Consider the following 18,897-nt stretch of genomic DNA (forward strand, 5'->3'; position numbering starts at 1 on the left):
TAAACTGATTGGGAACAAGAATAACTAAATTTGATGTGCAATATTATAAATGCAATAATTGAGAGCCAAAAAGTAGATGTAATCTGTGTGGAAATCTAAGTATCAAGATAGAATTGAAATTTGAATCATTATAATAAAAAAGAACCTTCGATAGGTTCTTTTTTATAGTTGGTAAATATATTGTCAACAATAGATGGCGTTAAAGGAAGTAATTTAGATGTTTTTATGCTACTCAGCTGAATTTTGTAGGAAGAATTCTTTTTTCATACCTCAATGCTCAATAAAAAAGGACATTTCATTTATTTGGGTGTTCTAGTGTATTTGAATTTTGCGTGCTAATAAATTTTGTTTAGGGACAAAATGTGTTTTCTTAATTATCAGAAAAATTAGCGCAACAAAATTCTTATTGGTTATTTTGGTAAGTATCAAATATTTCTTTGGCCTTATTTTCTTGAAAGTACCGTACGTTTATATGTTTCTAAGGGAAAGAAATACTATCATTTTTATTACCATCTATTGTTTGATTAAGATGTTAACATGAAATTGAAACGTTTACAACCAGAAAATAAAGAAAAAATAGTAAAATACGACTTTTTTCGACAATTATTCTTTACTTATATAATATTTTTATAGGAAAAGGCATAGGGAAACGTACCTTTTCCTATAAAATGTATTGTTAGAATTAGAAATAACTAAAGTAGTAATAATAGCCTAAAATTAAAATGAAATTCTGTGATAAAGTTATAATTTTTATTTTTGGACCCCAAGTGTTTTAAACTTTAATCCATTTTGCGTTTCTCCCTTTTGTAACCAGCTTAATATGGCCAAATAATTGCAATGAATTTAAAGCTTTACTGATTGTACTCTCTGCAATGTCTGGATATGTGTTACGAATACTCTCCTTAGTAAAGGGTTGTTTTTGTTTAAGTATATAACCCTGAATTCTCTCAACTTTAGTATGTTTACATATAGAATCTAGAACTGTGTTATGAAGATCTTTGTAAGCCTCTAAAATAATAGTTAAAAACGTTTTTAACCAAAAGCTACTATTATGTTCCTCGCAATACCAATTCACAGAAGATTTATAAATCGAATTGTAATATTCAGATTCGTTTTTCTTAATATATTTATCCAAACATACATATTTTACAAATGTATGTCCACTCTTAATTAACAGCAATTGCATTAACATAAATGCCAGCCTACCATTACCTTGATTGAAAGGGACTATGCAATAAAAATTTAATATAAAACGAGCTATCAATAAAAGCGAATGGAGCCCCTTACTAGTATTTAATGAGTTGTATTGATCACATAATTGCTCCATAAACTGTGGAATAAGTTCATGCGGAAGAATGCGGTAACTATTCAAGTGCATTCCATGTTCTGGAATTCCTGGAATAATAAAAGGTTTTTCACGCCATTTGGCACTGTCCGAGGTAATGTAATGTATAAGTTGAAAATGCAATTCCTGTATAGTTGCTGGATTGATTAATAAAGTACAGGAATTTTTATGTACAAAAGAAAGTGTTTGATAATAACAAAAAATAGCATCTTCCGAAATATTTTGAGGTACTATATCATCTAAAATAAGTTCTTTTAATCTTTTATTAGGAACTTTTATATCCTCATAAATAGTAGTGAAATTTTTTATGTAATGTAGTGGTATAGTTTTTTCTAAACTATTAAATATGTCAGGGTTTTGTTCCTGATAAGCAGCTAATTTTCCTTTCAATTCGCTAATTTCACTTATTAAATGTATTAACCTCCTTTTTAATTCAATATTCTTATACTTATCATCAAAAAAGTCTCTCATTTTTGTTCCCCCTGTAACCCCTTAACACGTTGTTGCATACATCTGTCCATTCTAAAGGTATTTCACGACATTATTATAAAATAATGACATTTCCGTTCTGATTTTGAATATATTTCAGAATCTATAATTTTATTTAACAATTAAAATATGGAAATTATAAAGAAGAATCATTAGGATTCAATTTTAATAGGCATAATCCTAACATCAAATGTACAAATGTACAATAAAAAAATAAAAAATATAAAACTATCGACTCTTTTGAAAGATTATTTAAAAGAGTTTTAAGTAATTGTTGGTTTAGATGCACTTTAGTTTAGGAGTAAAGATTGAAGTGGTAATAAAGTTTTTCAAAGGTAATCAATAAGTAGATAAACTGTTAATTTGTGACAATTATGTGCCTGATCTATTATTTGCTATTATGAGAATTCTAAAATTAAATCCTAACGAGCTGAATTTTCTATATTTAGCATATGGATTAGGAGAGACGTGTTGATGAAATGTATCATTTTATATAGAAAGATGTAACGTTTAACACTTGTATTGTAAAATATTTTGACATACGTTAATTTAAATATTAGGTACAGGAACATTTAATAAAAACTCAGTACTAAAGTACCCTTTAAACGTTTCACCCTAAAAACGTTTATTTTTTTATATTTCAAGCACACTGAAGTTTACCCTTTGTTTCTGTACCTTATTAGATAAAAATAATATAATAAATTAGTGGTATTTGATAGGAAATGTCTATAAATGTATTACAAGAAATTATGTTAAGATGAATATTTTAAGTTATTTTATGGATAGTTAAGGTTTAGTTTGAATTAGTAAGGGGATATGTCTAAGATTAAACGATCTATGTGCATTAACCATATAAATCAAACCATATTATTTATGGTGTTTTTTAAGGTTCAGCAACTATGTGTCAACTTAACATTGGTAATGTCGTATTTGTATGTTGTATAACAGAAGTGTGAAGTCTGGAAGAAACTGATATAATCGGTGTCTTCCAGACTTTTTTTACTTTTTGGTAACATAAAAAGTTAAATTTTTCCTACATGAGATAATTCTCTAAAATAATATTTGAATTTTTTGTGAAATTAAACGAAGTTTTTATTCTTCTTTTAATACATAATGTTACAAAATAGAGTTATTGTATTTACTTTATTTTTATAAGAGATTAAAAATATTAATAAATGTACCAATTTATGAGAGATATTAATATATTAATTAGCGATTTGTTCGTTTATCCCTATATTGCTATTATATTAGCATAAACAATATATTGGGGGGACAATAATGAATTTGAAATTAATATCTAAATTAGAAAGATTAAGAAAAAGTAAAAAAGGAATTGGTGCTTTTGTTCTGGCTGCAGGGGTGACGGCAATTACAATGGTTCCTCAAAGTGCGTATGCACATGGGTTTGTTGAAAAGCCAAGTAGTCGTGCTGCTTTATGTAGTCAGAATTATGGGGCATTAAACTTAAATTGTGGAAATGTAATGTACGAACCTCAAAGTCTAGAAGCACCTAAAGGATTCCCAGATGGTGGACCGATTGATGGAAAAATTGCTTCGGCAGGAGGATTGTTTGGAGGAACTCTTGACCAACAAACATCAAGTCGCTGGTTCAAAAACACAATTAAGGGTGGAGCAAATACATTTACATGGAAATATACAGCGGCACATTCTACAAGCAAATGGCATTATTACATTACAAAAAAGGGATGGGATCCTAATAAACCATTAACACGTGCTGAATTAGAACCAATTGGAACTGTGAAACATGACGGCTCGGCCGCATCAAATAATTTAACACATACAATTAATGTACCAACTGATCGTAATGGTTATCATGTTATTTTAGCTGTATGGGATGTAGCAGATACGTCAAATGCGTTTTATAATGTAATTGATGTAAATTTAGTAAATAATGAAACTCCTGATACAGTAGCTCCAAGTCAACCAACTGGATTAAATGCGTCTAAAGTTGCTGCCAATAGTGTTGAAATAACATGGAAGGCCTCTACTGATAATATAGGTGTAAAAGAATATCAAGTGTTACGCAATGGAGAAGTAATTGATACGGTACTAGGTACAACTTTTATTGATAAAAAACTAAAAGCAGATACGGAATATACCTATACAATAAAGGCATTAGACACTGCTGGAAACATATCAAAAGAAAGTGAAAAACTAAAAGTTAAGACAACAAATGAAACTCCAGATATAGAGGCTCCGACTCAACCGAAAGGATTACATAGTATGGGTACAACAGCGACAACTGTTGATTTGATGTGGAGTCCATCTGAAGATAATGTAGGTGTTGACCATTATATTGTATATAGAGAAAGCGCTGGGGTTATGAATAAAATTGGGACAGCGGATAATACATCCTTTATGGATAAAAATTTGAAGGCTAATACATCGTACAAATATGTAGTGACGGCGGTTGATTTAGCTGGAAATGAATCTAGTAGAAGTGATGTTTTGAATGTAACTACAAAGTCAGAGGATTCCACATATGAAAAATGGGATGCAAGAAAAGCATATACTAAAGGTGATAGAGTAGTATATGAGGGAAAAGTATATGAAGCGGTTCAAGATCATCAAGGAAATGGCGACTCAAATTGGATTTTTGCCCTATCGCTTTGGAAGCCAGTTATGAATAAATGATAAGCGGGAAAAGGTAGTTAACATTTTTGCACTTCTTTTTGAAAAGTAAGGGTCGTTTTAAGTATGGATTATCTAATGGTTTAAATGATATGTGAATAAATTTAATCACTTAATGTTTACGAAATGAAATCAAAAAAGAATCCCAATGGTATTCCATCAAAAAGGAATTCAGTTGGGATTCTTTATTTTCTAATTTGTAATAGCGTATATTTTCACTGTAAATTTGTTAGTGGCACCAATTGGACTTGCAATATAATATTTAGTATTCGTGTAAGCTTCGGTCCTAGATCCATGTGAAATATTTTTCCAACGAGTAGAATCTGTACCTAGGGAAACATCAATCATTACATTGAAAGAAATAGTAGAAGGATGATCTTTTTCTGAAGGCTCAATAATCCATTTTAATTCCTTAGTACCTACAGGTAGACTATCAATTTTAAAGTTTTGACTGGATCGATTTTGTTGTCCGGATAAAGGACTAGGTTCGGATGAAATTTGCGAAATTAATAGTTCTTTTTCATTTGAATGTGTACCATTTAATTTAATGATACTATCAATTAAACCTGGTCCAGGAAAATCAGCTGCGATAATACCAGCATGTTTTATTTCACCTTGATGCAAGAGTTCGGTCCCAAGTGTATTCATCCCACCATAATATACTTGCCCATTTCTATCGCGAGGGAAATCACTCCACTCATTAGTGAAATTCGTTTGAATCAACTTAGGACTACTATCAGTATTTCTATTCTCTTTTCCGCTTGCAACAAACCAAGGATATACATTATTTAAAAATGCTGCTGCACCACCTGTACCACTAAAATGGTTGAGATATATTTTTCCGTTATTAAAGTTAGTATTTGCATTTTGTAGATGGCTTTTTACCGCATTCCATTTTCCATATATTTCGTCTGGACCACTTCCAATTTCAAATTTATCTTGTATATTCAAACTTTCGTAATCAATACCGTACAATTGAGAGGATGTAAAGTTTTGTAAGATTACAATTTTACCCCGGATATCTCCTAAAGTAGGGTTGTTTCTATCAGAAGTTTGTACGGAATTAGGATCCCAAAAATATGAAGCATTAACGTTTTTATATTTTAAAAATATCTCCTCAAATGATAGTGATCCACTTTCAGGAGTAGTTTCTTCTTTTAAGCGCATTAAAATTGTTTCTGTCGGATAATCTTTTAAAAATTGAATTGCCTCTTTTAATACATCTTCAAACATTGCTTTTTGATTTACAATCCCATGGTACATTGCAAAAGAATCTTTTACACGTTTAACACGCATATCTACATATCGAATTCCAGAATTTAATTGTTGAGATAGACTCATAGTTTGATTTCTTGTCAAATTTTCATCAAGAAAACTTGCTCCATGTAAAGCCATTGTACCGTGAGTCCCTGGAATAGATATTTTACTTAGTTTTGTTGAATCTTCTACTTTCGACATCCACGATGGATTTTGATATCCTATATTGGATTCATAGGAATAACCTGGATGACTATCAGCTAAAATAGGAGATGGTGTACTTAAACTTGCTAGTGTAAAACATGTGAGGATGCTAATTTTAAAGAAATTTATTATTTTTATTTTGTTCATTTTATCTCTCCTGACCTTTAAACAATAGATTAAGATGATTTTGTACTATATTTATTGTTTTCATTTTGAAGTAATGAAATTTTGTGTTTGAAAATAATTAAAAATAGGGGGAGTAACTTATTTGAGACTTTAATAATTTGTTGTTATGAATTGTACTTAATAACCAAACGGATTCTTAAAGAATCGAAGTATAGACTCGAAAAAACAACCTTTTATCGTATTGTATACAAACAAAACAGAAGCCTTAAAAAAGACTTCTATTCTGTGACATATAATGAATGATAAGGTGGTTAACAAATCAAGATAATGTGACTGAGTGGTAAAAATCTATTTATAGCTGTTTCAGAATCTCTTATAACAAGGTTACCTACGAAAAATGGGCTTCTGCAAGGCTAATAAAAATTAAAAAGTTCTACTCATTAAAACTTAAACTAACTACAGTTGCGATAGATTGGGCTGCATGTTCCCAGCTTCCATCTATAACTTTTCCAAGCTGCTGACCAAGTGCATTTAAATCATTTGGGTTAACTGGAATCCCATTATAGGCAGCAAGAATTGATAAAAGTGGAGCAGCAAATGGTGTCCAACCACCTCTATCAATATTAAATACAGGCTTATCTATTACCTTTCCATCTTGCACTGTAAACTCATAATAAAATTGATCATCTGGACGAAAACTTAAATGATGAGAAATTTGCCCTTTAACATATTTTTTTCCAGCACCTAGATTTACTACTTCTATTTCTTTTACGTTAAATTCATGCTCAAATACTTTTATTTTTTTGACTTCTGGGCCATTTAAGGCAGCATTAACGGCTGTTTCCAAATTATTTTGTGCAAATGGTTGAATACTCACTTGTGCCTCTTTTTGTTGGATAGGAGCCTCTTTTTCAGCAGCAAACACCGATGTAGTCGGTAGTGCACCTGTAGCTAATGTAGCTGTAAGTGCTGTTGTCATCATGATTTTTCTTTTCATTTTCATAGTTTTCCTTCCTCTCTTAAAGTTATGATATATAATCTTTTAAAGACTGACATGGTGCAATATATTATTTCATAATGCACGCAAAAAATAGTTTAAGAATTATGTGAAACTATGTCAGGAAATTAAAGTTAATTATATATTCATTTACAATGATATCTATCTACACATATTTTTTCAATTTTCTAATAAATAACATAATAATAACTTTTCATAAGGTAATTTAGTGTTTTAATTCTCTCTATGTACGTTTTAAACAAGTTAAAATCGTAGTGGTAATAATATATTTGCAAGCAAATGTCGTATATACTTCGAGAAAAATACACAATTTTTTTATAAAAAACTTTAGGAATTATCATTATATCGTTATTAACTAAGTAAGATAAATGATAATATGATGAAGAGCTTCCAGGGATTCGCTATAAATTCACTAGAGAATGAGCATGATATCATACACTCATGCAGGACGCCTAGGATATTAAAGCTCCACTTTATAGTAAGTTAATACGAATGAGATTGGAAACAGCAGTAAGTGTTTATTAGAGACGTATAACACTATGAAAAATACTTCAAATTAATTGGAAAGTTTCAGTTTTTTGAATTCAAAGGGCACGGAATGTTTATTAGAATTGTAGTACTGATTAAGATTTTAGGAGGAAAAATGAACAAGAAGACTAAAAGAATCATATTACTTATTGGTACAATAGTAGGTATTTGTATCTTTTTATATTTACAGAACAATTTAATAAGTATAACTGAGGTTAAAATAACCTCTAGTAAAATTCCCTCCGCTTTTAAAGGGTATAAAATTCTACAAATTTCAGATTTACATAATAAAAAATTTGGTGATAATCAAGACATTTTAATTCAAAAAGTAAAAAGCATAAATCCAGATATTATTGCTATTACTGGTGATTTAATAGACAGTAAATCGTACGATGAAGAAATTAGTATGCAAGTAATACGAGAACTTGTAAAGGAGTATCCGGTATATTTTGTAACAGGAAACCATGAAAAATGGTCAGGAAAATATAACAGTTTAGAAAAAGAATTAAAGAAAAACCATGTTACTGTTTTGAGAAATGAACATGTAATAATACAAAAAGGCGGACAAGAAATAAACTTGTTAGGTATTGATGATCCGGAATTTAATAACAGAGATATTAATGAAGGAAGTATTGTAAAAGATGCAATTGTAAAAGCGAAAATTGAAACGCAACCAAATAGATATAATGTATTATTATCCCATAGGCCAGAATTTATTGAGGAGTATGCAGAGGAGCGAATAGATTTAGTTTTCTCAGGGCATGCTCATGGTGGGCAAGTTAGGTTACCATTTATCAGCGGATTAGTTGCTCCAAATCAAGGTGTTTTACCTAAATATACAGCAGGTTTATATGAAGAACAAAATACATCAATGGTGGTTAGTAGAGGATTAGGCAATAGTATCATTCCGCAAAGAATTTTGAATAGGCCAGAAATTGTAGTCGCCCAGTTAAATTAAATTGGGCGACTTTTTATGTACAGAATGAGTAAAGGGGCTTTATGTATTTTGCAGGAGTTAACATTACAATTTTGTTAAAAATTTTCTACGTTACATAAAGTAACAAAATTTGACCTGAAGAGTTTGTTATAGTGTAAATAATCAAAAAACTTAAAAATTAGTCGAGTGAAAAGTGTGATAAGGAATTTATGTAAAAAACTTAAAGGGGTGTACACATGCATAAAGAATATGAAATTGAAGAGTATACGGCGATTGAGGAACAAATACATTATTATTGTCAATGTTTATTAGTGAGCCATCCTGAGCAAATTATAAAATATTTAGAAAAAAGATTAGAAAAATATGCAGAAACATTACAATATGCACATTTATATCCCGATACAGTTATTTTACCGTTACAGCAATTAGTTATCGAATATTCTTTAGACCTTGCTAGAATTAGGAAGTATATGAATTTAGAAACATAAAGTAAAATGCATAGTTTAAATGAAACAGAGTCGACTTTAAGAAATTATATTCTAATGTCGACTCTGTTTCATTGTTTAATATTGTTGATTGAAAATAAATACTAATCAATGAAGTTTGACATATAATTACGCAAGAGTAAAATAAAAGTGAGTACTCACTCATTTTATAGAAAAGAGGGATAATACATGCAAAAACCTTCAATTGTTTTACAGAATGTATCGAAAAGTTTTGGAAAAAAAGAAGTTTTACACGATCTTTCATTACAAATTGAAAAAGCAGAGATATTTGGTTTAGTTGGGCCTTCAGGATCAGGGAAAACGACGCTTATTAAATTGATTGCAGGTATTAATCAGGCATCTAAAGGTGATGTATTTGTATACAACATTAACATGCCAAATTTAAATGAGATGAAAAGAATTGGCTATATGGCTCAAGCTGATGCATTATACGAAGAACTATCAGCATATGAAAATGCAGATTTTATTGCAACGATGTATGGATTAAAGGGAAAGCATAAAAAGGAAAGAATCAAAGAGGTTTTTGACCTGGTACAATTATCACAACATATGAAAAAGCAAGTACAGCATTTTTCAGGTGGGATGAAAAAGCGTCTATCATTAGCAATAGCACTTCTTCATGAACCTGAAATATTAATTTTAGATGAGCCAACAGTGGGGATAGATCCGCTTCTTAGAAAAACAATCTGGGGAAAATTTTATGAACTTAAAAAGAAAGGCACAACTATTATTGTAACGACGCACATTATGGATGAAGCAGAGTTTTGTGAGCGTCTAGGGTTGATTAGAGAAGGGAACTTAGTTGCGGTTGGAACGCCAGAGGAATTGAAAAAACGTGTATCATCAGGACGAATTGAAGATGTCTTTTTGTTAGAAGAGGGGGTTGAATCGTGAGAGTTAATGGTGTAATCATTCGTATTATTCGTCAATTTTTTCGAGATAAACGTTCGTTAGCCATGATGTTTGGGGCACCAATGTTATTACTTTGGCTATTGTCTTTAGTATTTACACAAAAAGATTATAAACCACATATTGCTGTAGTTGATGTGCCCGCTTCTATAGTAAAAGTGATGAAAAATCAAGAAGCCTCAATTTATGAATATAGGAAAGAGAAAGCGATTTCTGAGTTGGAAAAACAAAAGATTGATGCAGTAATTCATTTAGAGAATGGAAAAATAAATCTTTTGTTAGAAGGCAGTGATTCGTCGAAAAACCGTGCTGTACTCCAAGTATTGCAAAAGAGCACAGAGAAGAATGATGTATCGATTATGAAACCTGAAGTGAATTATTTACATGGCTCTAAAGACTTTACGATGTTTGATGGGCTCGGTCCCGTGTTAATTGGATTCTTTACATTTTTCTTTGTATTCATTTTGTCAGGAGTTTCTTTCGTAAGAGAACGTTTAAGTGGTACATTAGAGCGATTATTGTCCACACCAGTTAGACGATGGGAAATAGTTGTTGGATATATAATTGGTTTTGGAATTTTTGCATTCATACAATCTGTTATAATTGTAAGTTTTTCAGTCTATGTTTTAGATTTATATGTAGCAGGTTCTATATGGCTAACGCTACTTATTACATGTATGCTCTCTTTAACGGCACTAACATTAGGGACGTTTTTATCAGCATACGCAAATAATGAATTTCAAATGATCCAGTTTATACCGCTAGTTATTGTGCCACAAATCTTCTTTTCTGGCTTGTTTCCAATTGAATCTATGAATAAGTGGCTACAAATGTTAGGGAAATTATTTCCACTCACATACGGCGCTGATGCAATGAGGCAAGTGATGATTCGAAATCAAGGATTTACAGAAATTGCATTGGATCTTACTGTATTACTACTTTTTTCACTATTATTTGCAGTAGGGAATGTATTTGCTTTAAAGAAACATCGCAAAATATAATAATGACAAAAAGGAGCTTTGTACATGAAGAAGGATTGGCTTGAGGAATTGATTGCTGCAACTAATACTGATAATCGAAATGAACGTCAAATGCGTATTTTAGAAGCAGCTGTTGATATGTTTGGAGAAAAAGGATATGCTTCAACTTCAACAAGTGAAATTGCAAAGCGTGCTGGTGTAGCGGAAGGAACGATTTTCCGCTACTATAAGACGAAAAAAGATTTATTGTTAGCGGTCGTAATGCCAACTTTAACAAAGTTTGCTGCACCATTTTTCGTACAAGCTTTTGCGAAAGAGATATTTAAAACTGATTATGAATCGTATGAAGGGCTTTTAAGGGTAGTCATTCATAATCGATTTGAATTTGCCAAAAAGCACTTTCCAATGATTAAAATATTAATTCAAGAAGTGCCGTTTCAGCCAGAGCTAAAAAGTGAAATACAACAATTAGTAGAAACAGAACTGCTTTCACATTTTAAAAAGTTAATTGTAAAGTTTCAAGAAGAAGGGGGAATTATTGAGATGCCACCACCTTCCGTGTTACGGCTTACATTATCAGCTGTTTTAGGATTTCTATTAACTCGGTTTTTATTATTACCTGAAGAGAATTGGGATGATGAATTGGAAATTGAAAATACGATTCAATTTATTTTGTACGGACTAACGCCACGGAGGTAATGAAATGCGACAATTTGCAAAACCTACAATCGTCGTAAGTAAATGTTTAGAATTTGATGCTTGTCGTTATAATGGAGAAATGATTCCGGATGTAACAATACGAAATTTGCAGCCATTTGTTACATTTATACCTGTTTGTCCAGAAGTCGAGATTGGATTGGGAATTCCTCGTGAAACGATACGAATCGTAGAAGAAAATGGTGTGAATAAACTTGTGCAACCGTCGACAAGAGAAGACGTTACTGAAAAAATGGAGCAATTTTCAAATGGATTTTTACAAACGATATCCGATGTGGATGGATTTATTTTAAAGAATCGCTCGCCAAGTTGTGGTACGCGTGATGTGAAAATTTATTCTGGTTTTGAAAAAGCGCCAGCAAAAGGAAAGGGACCAGGCTTATTTGGCGGAGCAGTATTAAAAAATTTTTCGCACCTTCCAATTGAAGAAGAAGGTAGATTGTCGAATTTTATTATTAGAGAACATTTCTTTACAAGGTTATTTACAATCGCATATTACAAAATGATTAAACATAATAAAAATATGAAAGACCTTGTATCGTTTCAGTCGGACAATAAATATTTATTTATGGCATATAATCAGGTAAAACAAAAAGAATTAGGGCGTATTATTGCAAATCAAAAAAATGAAACGATTGAAATTGTATTTGATAATTATGAGAAGACTTTATATGAATTATTTTTGCGCGCGCCCCGCTATACATCGAATGTAAATGTATGTGAACATATTTTCGGATATTTTAAAACGAAATTAAAAAAACAAGAAAAAGATTATTTTTTAGAGCTGATACAAAAGTATGCAGAAAAGAAAATACCACTTAGTAGTTTGCTTGCAATTTTAAAATCATGGGCCATTCGGTTTGATGAAAAGTATTTATTAGGACAAACATATTTTGAGCCATATCCTGAAGCGTTAGTAGAAATTTCTGATTCGGGAAAAGGTAGAGATTATTAAACAATAAATTACATAATTCGACATGAAACTTCCTATGTTATTGTAGAACAATGTAGGAATTTTTTTGTGCATTAGTACAGAATCTGTTTTAAAATTAAGTTATGACAGAATTGTAGCAATTGTCTAACTAATATTCTTGTCTTTTAAGAAGTAATGTTTGTAGTAGAAACTCGCACGCTGTCGAAACTCAATATTCGATAAGGGGTGTGTAGCGGAATGGAATTTACTCTAACTCGCGAAAAACAAATGATTAAAGAAATGGTACGTGACTTTGCTGAAAAGGAAATCGCACCGAAAGCTGTGTATTATGACAAAACTGCAGAGTTTCCATATGAAACATTTCAAAAAATGGGCGAACTAGGATTATTAGGCATCCCATTCCCAGAAGAGTATGGAGGTTCAGGTGGCGATACAGTATCGTACGCGCTAGCAGTTGAAGAAATTGGTCGTGCTTGTGGTGGTACAGGATTAAGCTACGCTGCAACAATTTCATTAGGTGCTTCTCCAATTTATTATTTCGGTACAGAAGAACAAAAACAAAAATATTTAGTTCCAATGGCATCAGGTAAAACGTTAGGCGCTTTCGGATTAACGGAGCCAAACGCTGGATCAGATGCAGGAGGCACACAAACGAAAGCTGTATTAGATGGTGATGAGTATGTAATCAGTGGTGAAAAGTGCTGGATTACAAACGCAGAGTATGCAAATACAATTATTGTAACCGCTATCAACGGTGTTGAAGAGAATGGTAGAAAACGTATTTCTGCATTTATCGTACCGACTACAAGTGAAGGATTAACGATCTCAAGTCCTTACGATAAGATGGGTGTTCGCGCTTCTAATACTTGTGAAATCGTACTTGATGGTGTGCGTGTACCGAAAGAAAATATTCTTGGTGATGTTAATAAAGGATTTAAACAATTCTTATATACACTTGATGGAGGACGTATTTCAATTGCAGCATTAGCAGTAGGTATTGCACAATCTGCATTTGAACGTGCATTGCAATATGCGAAAGAACGTCAACAATTTGGAAAAACAATTTCTAATTTCCAAGCGATTCAATTTAAATTAGCGGATATGGCGACTGAAGTAGAGTTAGCACGTAATTTAGTACATAAAGCAGCTTGGTTAAAAGATAACGATAAACCTTTCGGTAAAGAAGCGGCTATGGCAAAACTATTTGCATCTGAAGCAGCTAGTCGTATTGCGAATCATGCAGTACAAATTCATGGCGGTTATGGCTATATGCGTGAATATGAAGTTGAAAGACATATTCGTGATGCAAAACTGTTAGAAATTGGTGAAGGAACTTCTGAAATTCAACGTCTCGTAATTGCTAGACATTTAGGATGTAGATAAAAAGGAGGAATCACTATGTTTCAAAAAATATTAATTGCCAATCGCGGGGAAATCGCAGTTCGCATTATGAAAACTTGTCAAAAACTTGGAATTCGTACTGTCGCTATTTATTCTGAGGCTGATGAAAATGCCCTTCATGTAAAAATGGCAAATGAAGCTTATCTAGTAGGTGGTCCACGAGTTCAAGAAAGCTATTTAAACCTTGAAAAAATTATTGAAATAGCTAAGAAGACAAATGTTGAAGCAATCCATCCGGGGTACGGATTATTATCAGAGAATCCATCTTTTCCGATTCGCTGTAAAGAAGAAGGAATCGTATTTATTGGTCCTTCAGAAGAAATCATTACAAAGATGGGAAGTAAAATTGAGTCACGTATAGCAATGCAAGCAGCAGATGTACCAGTAGTTCCAGGTATTACTACAAATATTGAAACTGCTGAAGAGGCAATTGAAATTGCAAAACAAATTGGTTATCCATTAATGCTTAAGGCATCCGCGGGCGGCGGAGGCATTGGAATGCAGTTGATGGAAACTGAGCAAACGCTCACCAAAGCATTTGAAAGTAACAAAACAAGGGCACAAAATTTCTTCGGTAATGGAGAAATGTATTTAGAGCGTTATATTGCAGACGCGCATCATATTGAAATTCAGCTTTTAGCAGATACACATGGTAACACAGTGTACTTATGGGAACGTGAATGTTCTGTACAGCGCCGAAATCAAAAAGTAATCGAAGAAGCACCTTCACCTTTTTTAGATGAAGGTACACGAAAAGCAATGGGAGAAGTGGCTGTACAAGCTGCTAAAGCTCTTGGGTATACAAATGCAGGTACAGTTGAGTTTCTTGTAGATGATCAGAAAAATTTCTATTTCTTAGAAATGAATACGAGATTACAAGTAGAGCATCCCGTTACAGAAGAAATTACGAGGTTAGATCTTGTAGAACAACAACTTCTTATCGCAAGTGGAGAGAAACTATCATTTACTCAGGATGATGTAAAACGTAGTGGTCATGCCATTGAAGCACGTATTTATGCAGAAGATCCGAAAACATTCTTCCCGTCACCTGGGAAAATTACAGATTTAACATTACCATCAAATATACGTATGGATCACTTTTTAGAGAATCATGTAACAATTACACCGTTTTATGATCCAATGATTGCGAAAGTCATTGCTCATGGTGAAACTCGTGAAGAGGCAATTTCAAAATTAGAAAATGCTTTAGAAGAGTTAAAAATTGAAGGTATTAAAACAAATACACCGATGCTACTGCAAGTGCTCGGAGACGATGTGTTCAAAAGTGGTATTTATACAACGGGTTTCGTAACGAAACAGCTTGTTAAAAAATAAGATTTATGAATATTAAGGGGGAAAAATGATGACGAAAGTATATGCATCGATGGCAGGAAATGTTTGGAAGATAGTTGTAGGAGTAGGAGATACAGTAGAGGAAGAGCAGGATGTCGTCATTTTGGAATCTATGAAAATGGAAATTCCAATCATTTCAGAAGAAGCTGGCACAGTTATGAAAATTAATGTGCAAGAAGGCGATTTTGTAAATGAAGGAGATGTATTACTAGAAATTGAATAGGGAGATATAGGGGGAAGCGAATTGAAACTACCTAATTTTGCTGTCATTAAAGAAGTAGGGCCACGTGATGGCTTACAGAATGAAAAAAAGATTGTTGGCACAAAAGATAAAGTAAAATGGATTCAACTACTTACAGAAGCCGGATTGTCGTACGTTGAAGTTTCCTCATTCGTTCACCCAAAATGGGTTCCTGCCTTAGCGGATGCAAATGATGTCTTTTCTGAGCTAAAAAGGGATCCCAATGTTACATATGCTGCGCTTGTTCCAAATCAAAATGGTTTGGAACGAGCTTTTTTGCAAAATGTAGATGAGGTGAATGTTTTTTTATCAGCGAGTGAATCTCATAATAAAAGTAATATTAATAAATCAATTAAAGAAGCATTAACTGTTATTGAAGATATAACAAAACAGGCAATATTCGAAGGGAAAAAGGTTAGAGGTTATGTTTCTACTGTATTTGGATGTCCGTATGAGGGAGATATAAGTGCCACAGCAGTTGATGAAATATGTAATCAACTATTTTCATACGGCATTTATGAAGTTTCTCTCGGTGACACGATTGGTGTAGCGAATCCATTACAAGTAGAACAAGTATTAGAACATCTATTAAAGAAGTATGATGCTTCGCAGTTTGCAATGCATTTTCATAATACGTATGGGATGGCACTTGCAAATGTAGTGAAGTCTTTAGAACACGGTATTACAACGTTTGATAGTTCTTGTGGTGGACTCGGGGGATGTCCATATGCACCGGGAGCATCAGGAAATGTTGCAACTGATGATTTAGTGCATATGCTCCATAAGTTAGGTGTCCAAACAAATATAGACGAAGAAAAGTTATGGAGAGCTAGTCAATTTATTCAAAGTAAGTTAAATATCCAATTACCGAGTCATGTGTATAGAGCGCTTCAACATAAAACGATAAGTAGGTGAGAAGATGCTACAATTACAAAATATTTCAGTTGACTATGTAACACCGCATGTTGTAAAGGTTTCGTTATATCGTGAAAGACAAGCAAATTCTTTATCTTTAGCGTTATTAGAAGAATTGCAAATAATATTAACGGAAATAAGTGAAGAGTCAAATACACGTGTAGTTATTTTAACAGGGGCTGGTGAAAAAGCGTTTTGTGCTGGCGCAGATTTAAAAGAACGAGCTGGTATGAATGAAGAGCAAGTTCGCCATGCGGTTGGTATGATTCGTACTACTATGGAAATGGTGGAACAATTACCACAACCAGTTATTGCAGCTATTAATGGAATTGCTCTTGGTGGTGGTACGGAATTGAGTTTAGCCTGTGACTTTAGAATCGCTTCTGAAAATGCAAGCCTTGGTCTGACTGAAACTACCCTTGCAATTATACCTGGAGCAGGTGGTACGCAGCGTTTACCGAGATTAATTGGTGTTGGTAGAGCGAAAGAATTAATTTATACAGGAAGACGTATTTCGGCGCAAGAAGCGAAAGAATATGGTTTAGTAGAATTCGTCGTACCAGCTGATTTACTAGAAGAGAAAGCGATTGAAATTGCAAATCAAATTGCTAGTAATGGTCCTATTGCAGTTCGATTAGCAAAAGAAGCAATTTCTAATGGTGTTCAAGTAGATTTACATACCGGATTACAAATGGAAAAACAGGCGTACGAGGGTGTAATCCATACGGAAGATAGATTAGAAGGATTACAGGCATTTAAGGAAAAACGCAAACCGATGTATAAGGGGGAGTAAATGTGTTAGAACAAAAACAACAATCAAATAATTTTGAAGAACGAGTTGAAACGATTAAACAAGGTGGAGCACCGAAATATCATGAACAAAACAAAGCAAAAGGAAAACTATTTGTTCGAGATCGTTTAGCTCTTCTATTTGATAATGGCGAATATGTAGAAGATGCATTATTTGCAAATTGTGAGCAAACAGGGTTACCGGCTGATGGTGTTGTAACTGCAACTGGTAAAATACATGGGCGTACTGCGTGCGTAATGGCAAATGATTCAACTGTGAAAGCCGGATCATGGGGAGCTCGTACAGTTGAAAAGATTTTACGTATTCAAGAAACGGCTGAAAAGTTACGTGTTCCATTATTTTATTTAGTTGACTCTGCTGGAGCGCGTATTACAGATCAAGTAGAAATGTTCCCAGGGCGCCGCGGTGCGGGAAGAATCTTTTATAACCAAGTGAAATTATCAGGTAAAGTTCCGCAAATTTGTTTATTATTTGGTCCTTCTGCTGCTGGTGGTGCATATATTCCAGCTTTTTGTGACGTTGTTATGATGGTGGAAGGTAATGCATCTATGTATTTAGGATCTCCACGTATGGCTGAAATGGTTATCGGTGAGAAGGTAACTTTAGAAGAAATGGGCGGGGCTCGTATGCATTGCTCAGTATCAGGATGCGGAGACGTTTTATGTAAGACAGAAGAAGATGCAATTACACAGGCTAGACAATACATTTCATATTTTCCAAGCAACTACTTAGAAAAAACTCCATTGATGACACCTCAAGAACCGAAACAGTTCGATAAAACGTTAGAACAAATCATTCCAGAAAATCAAAATGCTCCTTTCAATATGAAAGATCTGATTAACAGAATTATAGATGACGGCTCATTCTTTGAAGTGAAAAAATTATTTGCTCAAGAACTCATTACAGGTTTAGCACGCATTGATGGTAAGCCAATAGGTATTATTGCAAATCAGCCGCGTATGAAAGGTGGCGTTTTATTCCACGATTCAGCTGATAAAGCAGCGAAGTTTATTAATTTATGCGATGCATACCATATTCCATTATTATTCCTTGCAGATGTACCAGGATTTATGATTGGTACAAAAGTAGAGCGCGCTGGTATTATTCGTCACGGTGCAAAAATGATTTCTGCAATGAGTGAAGCAACTGTACCGAAAATTTCTATCATTGTTCGAAAAGCATATGGAGCTGGTTTATATGCAATGGCAGGTCCGGCATTTGAACCAGATTGCTGCTTAGCATTACCGACAGCTTCTATTGCTGTAATGGGTCCAGAAGCAGCGGTCAATGCTGTATATGCAAATAAAATTGCGGCTTTACCAGAAGAAGAGCGTGCAAGCTTCATTGCTGAAAAACGTGAAGAGTATAAGAAAGATATTGATATTTATCATTTAGCATCAGAGATGGTGATTGATGGTATTGTTCATCCAAACAATTTACGTGAAGAGTTAAAAGGGCGTTTCGAAATGTATATGAGTAAATATCAAGTATTCACGGATCGTAAACATCCTGTATATCCAGTTTAAAAGCCCTATTTAGGGCTTTCTTGCTCAAAAAGTCAAGGAGGGGAAAAC

Annotated in this window: 16 protein-coding genes; 13 read left to right on the forward strand and 3 right to left on the reverse strand. The window is 33.2% G+C overall.

Going from position 1 to position 18,897, the window contains the following annotated elements:
* Positions 1 to 772: 772 nt before the first annotated feature.
* A complete protein-coding gene (locus MHH42_RS12555; protein WP_001204202.1) occupies positions 773 to 1,816 on the reverse strand; it encodes a Fic family protein in 1,044 nt (347 codons plus the stop codon).
* Positions 1,817 to 3,112: 1,296 nt separating this feature from the next.
* Here MHH42_RS12555 and MHH42_RS12560 point away from each other — a divergent pair.
* Positions 3,113 to 4,489, forward strand: a complete 1,377-nt coding sequence (locus MHH42_RS12560; RefSeq protein ID WP_340893441.1) for a lytic polysaccharide monooxygenase — start codon at positions 3,113 to 3,115, stop codon at positions 4,487 to 4,489.
* 189 nt (positions 4,490 to 4,678) lie between these two features.
* Here MHH42_RS12560 and MHH42_RS12565 read toward each other — a convergent pair whose 3' ends face one another.
* Both MHH42_RS12565 and MHH42_RS12570 read right to left on the reverse strand, forming a co-directional pair.
* Complete coding sequence (locus MHH42_RS12565; RefSeq protein ID WP_070173196.1) at positions 4,679 to 6,094, reverse strand: phosphatidylinositol-specific phospholipase C; 1,416 nt, start codon at positions 6,092 to 6,094, stop codon at positions 4,679 to 4,681.
* 412 nt (positions 6,095 to 6,506) lie between these two features.
* Positions 6,507 to 7,076: a hypothetical protein gene (locus MHH42_RS12570; protein WP_016108442.1), complete on the reverse strand. Its 570-nt coding sequence runs from the start codon at positions 7,074 to 7,076 to the stop codon at positions 6,507 to 6,509.
* 658 nt (positions 7,077 to 7,734) lie between these two features.
* On the opposite strand from MHH42_RS12570, the gene MHH42_RS12575 reads away from it, so the two are divergent.
* From MHH42_RS12575 to MHH42_RS12630, 12 genes are all read left to right on the forward strand, one after another.
* Positions 7,735 to 8,577 (forward strand): metallophosphoesterase, encoded by an 843-nt coding sequence (locus MHH42_RS12575; RefSeq protein WP_001036669.1) that lies wholly within the window; start codon positions 7,735 to 7,737, stop codon positions 8,575 to 8,577.
* 215 nt (positions 8,578 to 8,792) lie between these two features.
* Positions 8,793 to 9,044 (forward strand): hypothetical protein, encoded by a 252-nt coding sequence (locus MHH42_RS12580; protein WP_000548627.1) that lies wholly within the window; start codon positions 8,793 to 8,795, stop codon positions 9,042 to 9,044.
* A gap of 186 nt (positions 9,045 to 9,230) precedes the next feature.
* Positions 9,231 to 9,956, forward strand: coding sequence for an ABC transporter ATP-binding protein (locus MHH42_RS12585; protein ID WP_001171599.1), 726 nt, complete (start codon positions 9,231 to 9,233; stop codon positions 9,954 to 9,956).
* Positions 9,953 to 10,972: an ABC transporter permease gene (locus MHH42_RS12590; RefSeq protein ID WP_016108449.1), complete on the forward strand. Its 1,020-nt coding sequence runs from the start codon at positions 9,953 to 9,955 to the stop codon at positions 10,970 to 10,972. Before MHH42_RS12585 ends, MHH42_RS12590 begins: the two co-directional genes overlap by 4 nt.
* Positions 10,973 to 10,996: 24 nt before the next feature.
* Positions 10,997 to 11,650, forward strand: coding sequence for a TetR/AcrR family transcriptional regulator (locus MHH42_RS12595; protein WP_000711180.1), 654 nt, complete (start codon positions 10,997 to 10,999; stop codon positions 11,648 to 11,650).
* Between the two features lie 4 nt (positions 11,651 to 11,654).
* Entirely contained in the window at positions 11,655 to 12,623 is a 969-nt protein-coding gene (locus MHH42_RS12600) for a YbgA family protein (protein ID WP_070173198.1), read from the forward strand.
* 216 nt (positions 12,624 to 12,839) lie between these two features.
* Complete coding sequence (locus MHH42_RS12605) at positions 12,840 to 13,985, forward strand: acyl-CoA dehydrogenase (RefSeq protein WP_000397277.1); 1,146 nt, start codon at positions 12,840 to 12,842, stop codon at positions 13,983 to 13,985.
* A 15-nt stretch (positions 13,986 to 14,000) separates the two neighbouring features.
* A complete protein-coding gene (locus tag MHH42_RS12610; protein WP_097838232.1) occupies positions 14,001 to 15,338 on the forward strand; it encodes an acetyl-CoA carboxylase biotin carboxylase subunit in 1,338 nt (445 codons plus the stop codon).
* 25 nt (positions 15,339 to 15,363) lie between these two features.
* Positions 15,364 to 15,579: an acetyl-CoA carboxylase biotin carboxyl carrier protein subunit gene (locus tag MHH42_RS12615; protein WP_001987345.1), complete on the forward strand. Its 216-nt coding sequence runs from the start codon at positions 15,364 to 15,366 to the stop codon at positions 15,577 to 15,579.
* Positions 15,580 to 15,600: 21 nt separating this feature from the next.
* Complete coding sequence (mvaB, locus tag MHH42_RS12620; protein WP_000775420.1) at positions 15,601 to 16,512, forward strand: hydroxymethylglutaryl-CoA lyase; 912 nt, start codon at positions 15,601 to 15,603, stop codon at positions 16,510 to 16,512.
* A 4-nt stretch (positions 16,513 to 16,516) separates the two neighbouring features.
* Positions 16,517 to 17,305 carry an enoyl-CoA hydratase gene (locus tag MHH42_RS12625; protein WP_000939825.1) on the forward strand — a complete coding sequence of 263 codons (789 nt, stop codon included), beginning with the start codon at positions 16,517 to 16,519 and terminating at the stop codon, positions 17,303 to 17,305.
* A 2-nt stretch (positions 17,306 to 17,307) separates the two neighbouring features.
* A complete protein-coding gene (locus MHH42_RS12630) occupies positions 17,308 to 18,849 on the forward strand; it encodes an acyl-CoA carboxylase subunit beta (protein WP_000893092.1) in 1,542 nt (513 codons plus the stop codon).
* Positions 18,850 to 18,897 lie beyond the last annotated feature (48 nt).

This window comes from Bacillus sp. FSL L8-0099, from assembly GCF_038006385.1.
Classification (GTDB): domain Bacteria; phylum Bacillota; class Bacilli; order Bacillales; family Bacillaceae_G; genus Bacillus_A; species Bacillus_A toyonensis.

What these genes read in the sequence shown, in the direction of transcription:
- MHH42_RS12555 (WP_001204202.1), bottom strand. Translation starts at nt 1,816, where the DNA reads ATGAGAGACTTTTTTGATGATAAGTATAAGAATATTGAATTAAAAAGG.
- MHH42_RS12560 (WP_340893441.1), top strand. Translation starts at nt 3,113, where the DNA reads ATGAATTTGAAATTAATATCTAAATTAGAAAGATTAAGAAAAAGTAAA.
- MHH42_RS12565 (WP_070173196.1), bottom strand. Translation starts at nt 6,094, where the DNA reads ATGAACAAAATAAAAATAATAAATTTCTTTAAAATTAGCATCCTCACA.
- MHH42_RS12570 (WP_016108442.1), bottom strand. Translation starts at nt 7,076, where the DNA reads ATGAAAATGAAAAGAAAAATCATGATGACAACAGCACTTACAGCTACA.
- MHH42_RS12575 (WP_001036669.1), top strand. Translation starts at nt 7,735, where the DNA reads ATGAACAAGAAGACTAAAAGAATCATATTACTTATTGGTACAATAGTA.
- MHH42_RS12580 (WP_000548627.1), top strand. Translation starts at nt 8,793, where the DNA reads ATGCATAAAGAATATGAAATTGAAGAGTATACGGCGATTGAGGAACAA.
- MHH42_RS12585 (WP_001171599.1), top strand. Translation starts at nt 9,231, where the DNA reads ATGCAAAAACCTTCAATTGTTTTACAGAATGTATCGAAAAGTTTTGGA.
- MHH42_RS12595 (WP_000711180.1), top strand. Translation starts at nt 10,997, where the DNA reads ATGAAGAAGGATTGGCTTGAGGAATTGATTGCTGCAACTAATACTGAT.
- MHH42_RS12600 (WP_070173198.1), top strand. Translation starts at nt 11,655, where the DNA reads ATGCGACAATTTGCAAAACCTACAATCGTCGTAAGTAAATGTTTAGAA.
- MHH42_RS12605 (WP_000397277.1), top strand. Translation starts at nt 12,840, where the DNA reads ATGGAATTTACTCTAACTCGCGAAAAACAAATGATTAAAGAAATGGTA.
- MHH42_RS12610 (WP_097838232.1), top strand. Translation starts at nt 14,001, where the DNA reads ATGTTTCAAAAAATATTAATTGCCAATCGCGGGGAAATCGCAGTTCGC.
- MHH42_RS12615 (WP_001987345.1), top strand. Translation starts at nt 15,364, where the DNA reads ATGATGACGAAAGTATATGCATCGATGGCAGGAAATGTTTGGAAGATA.
- MHH42_RS12625 (WP_000939825.1), top strand. Translation starts at nt 16,517, where the DNA reads ATGCTACAATTACAAAATATTTCAGTTGACTATGTAACACCGCATGTT.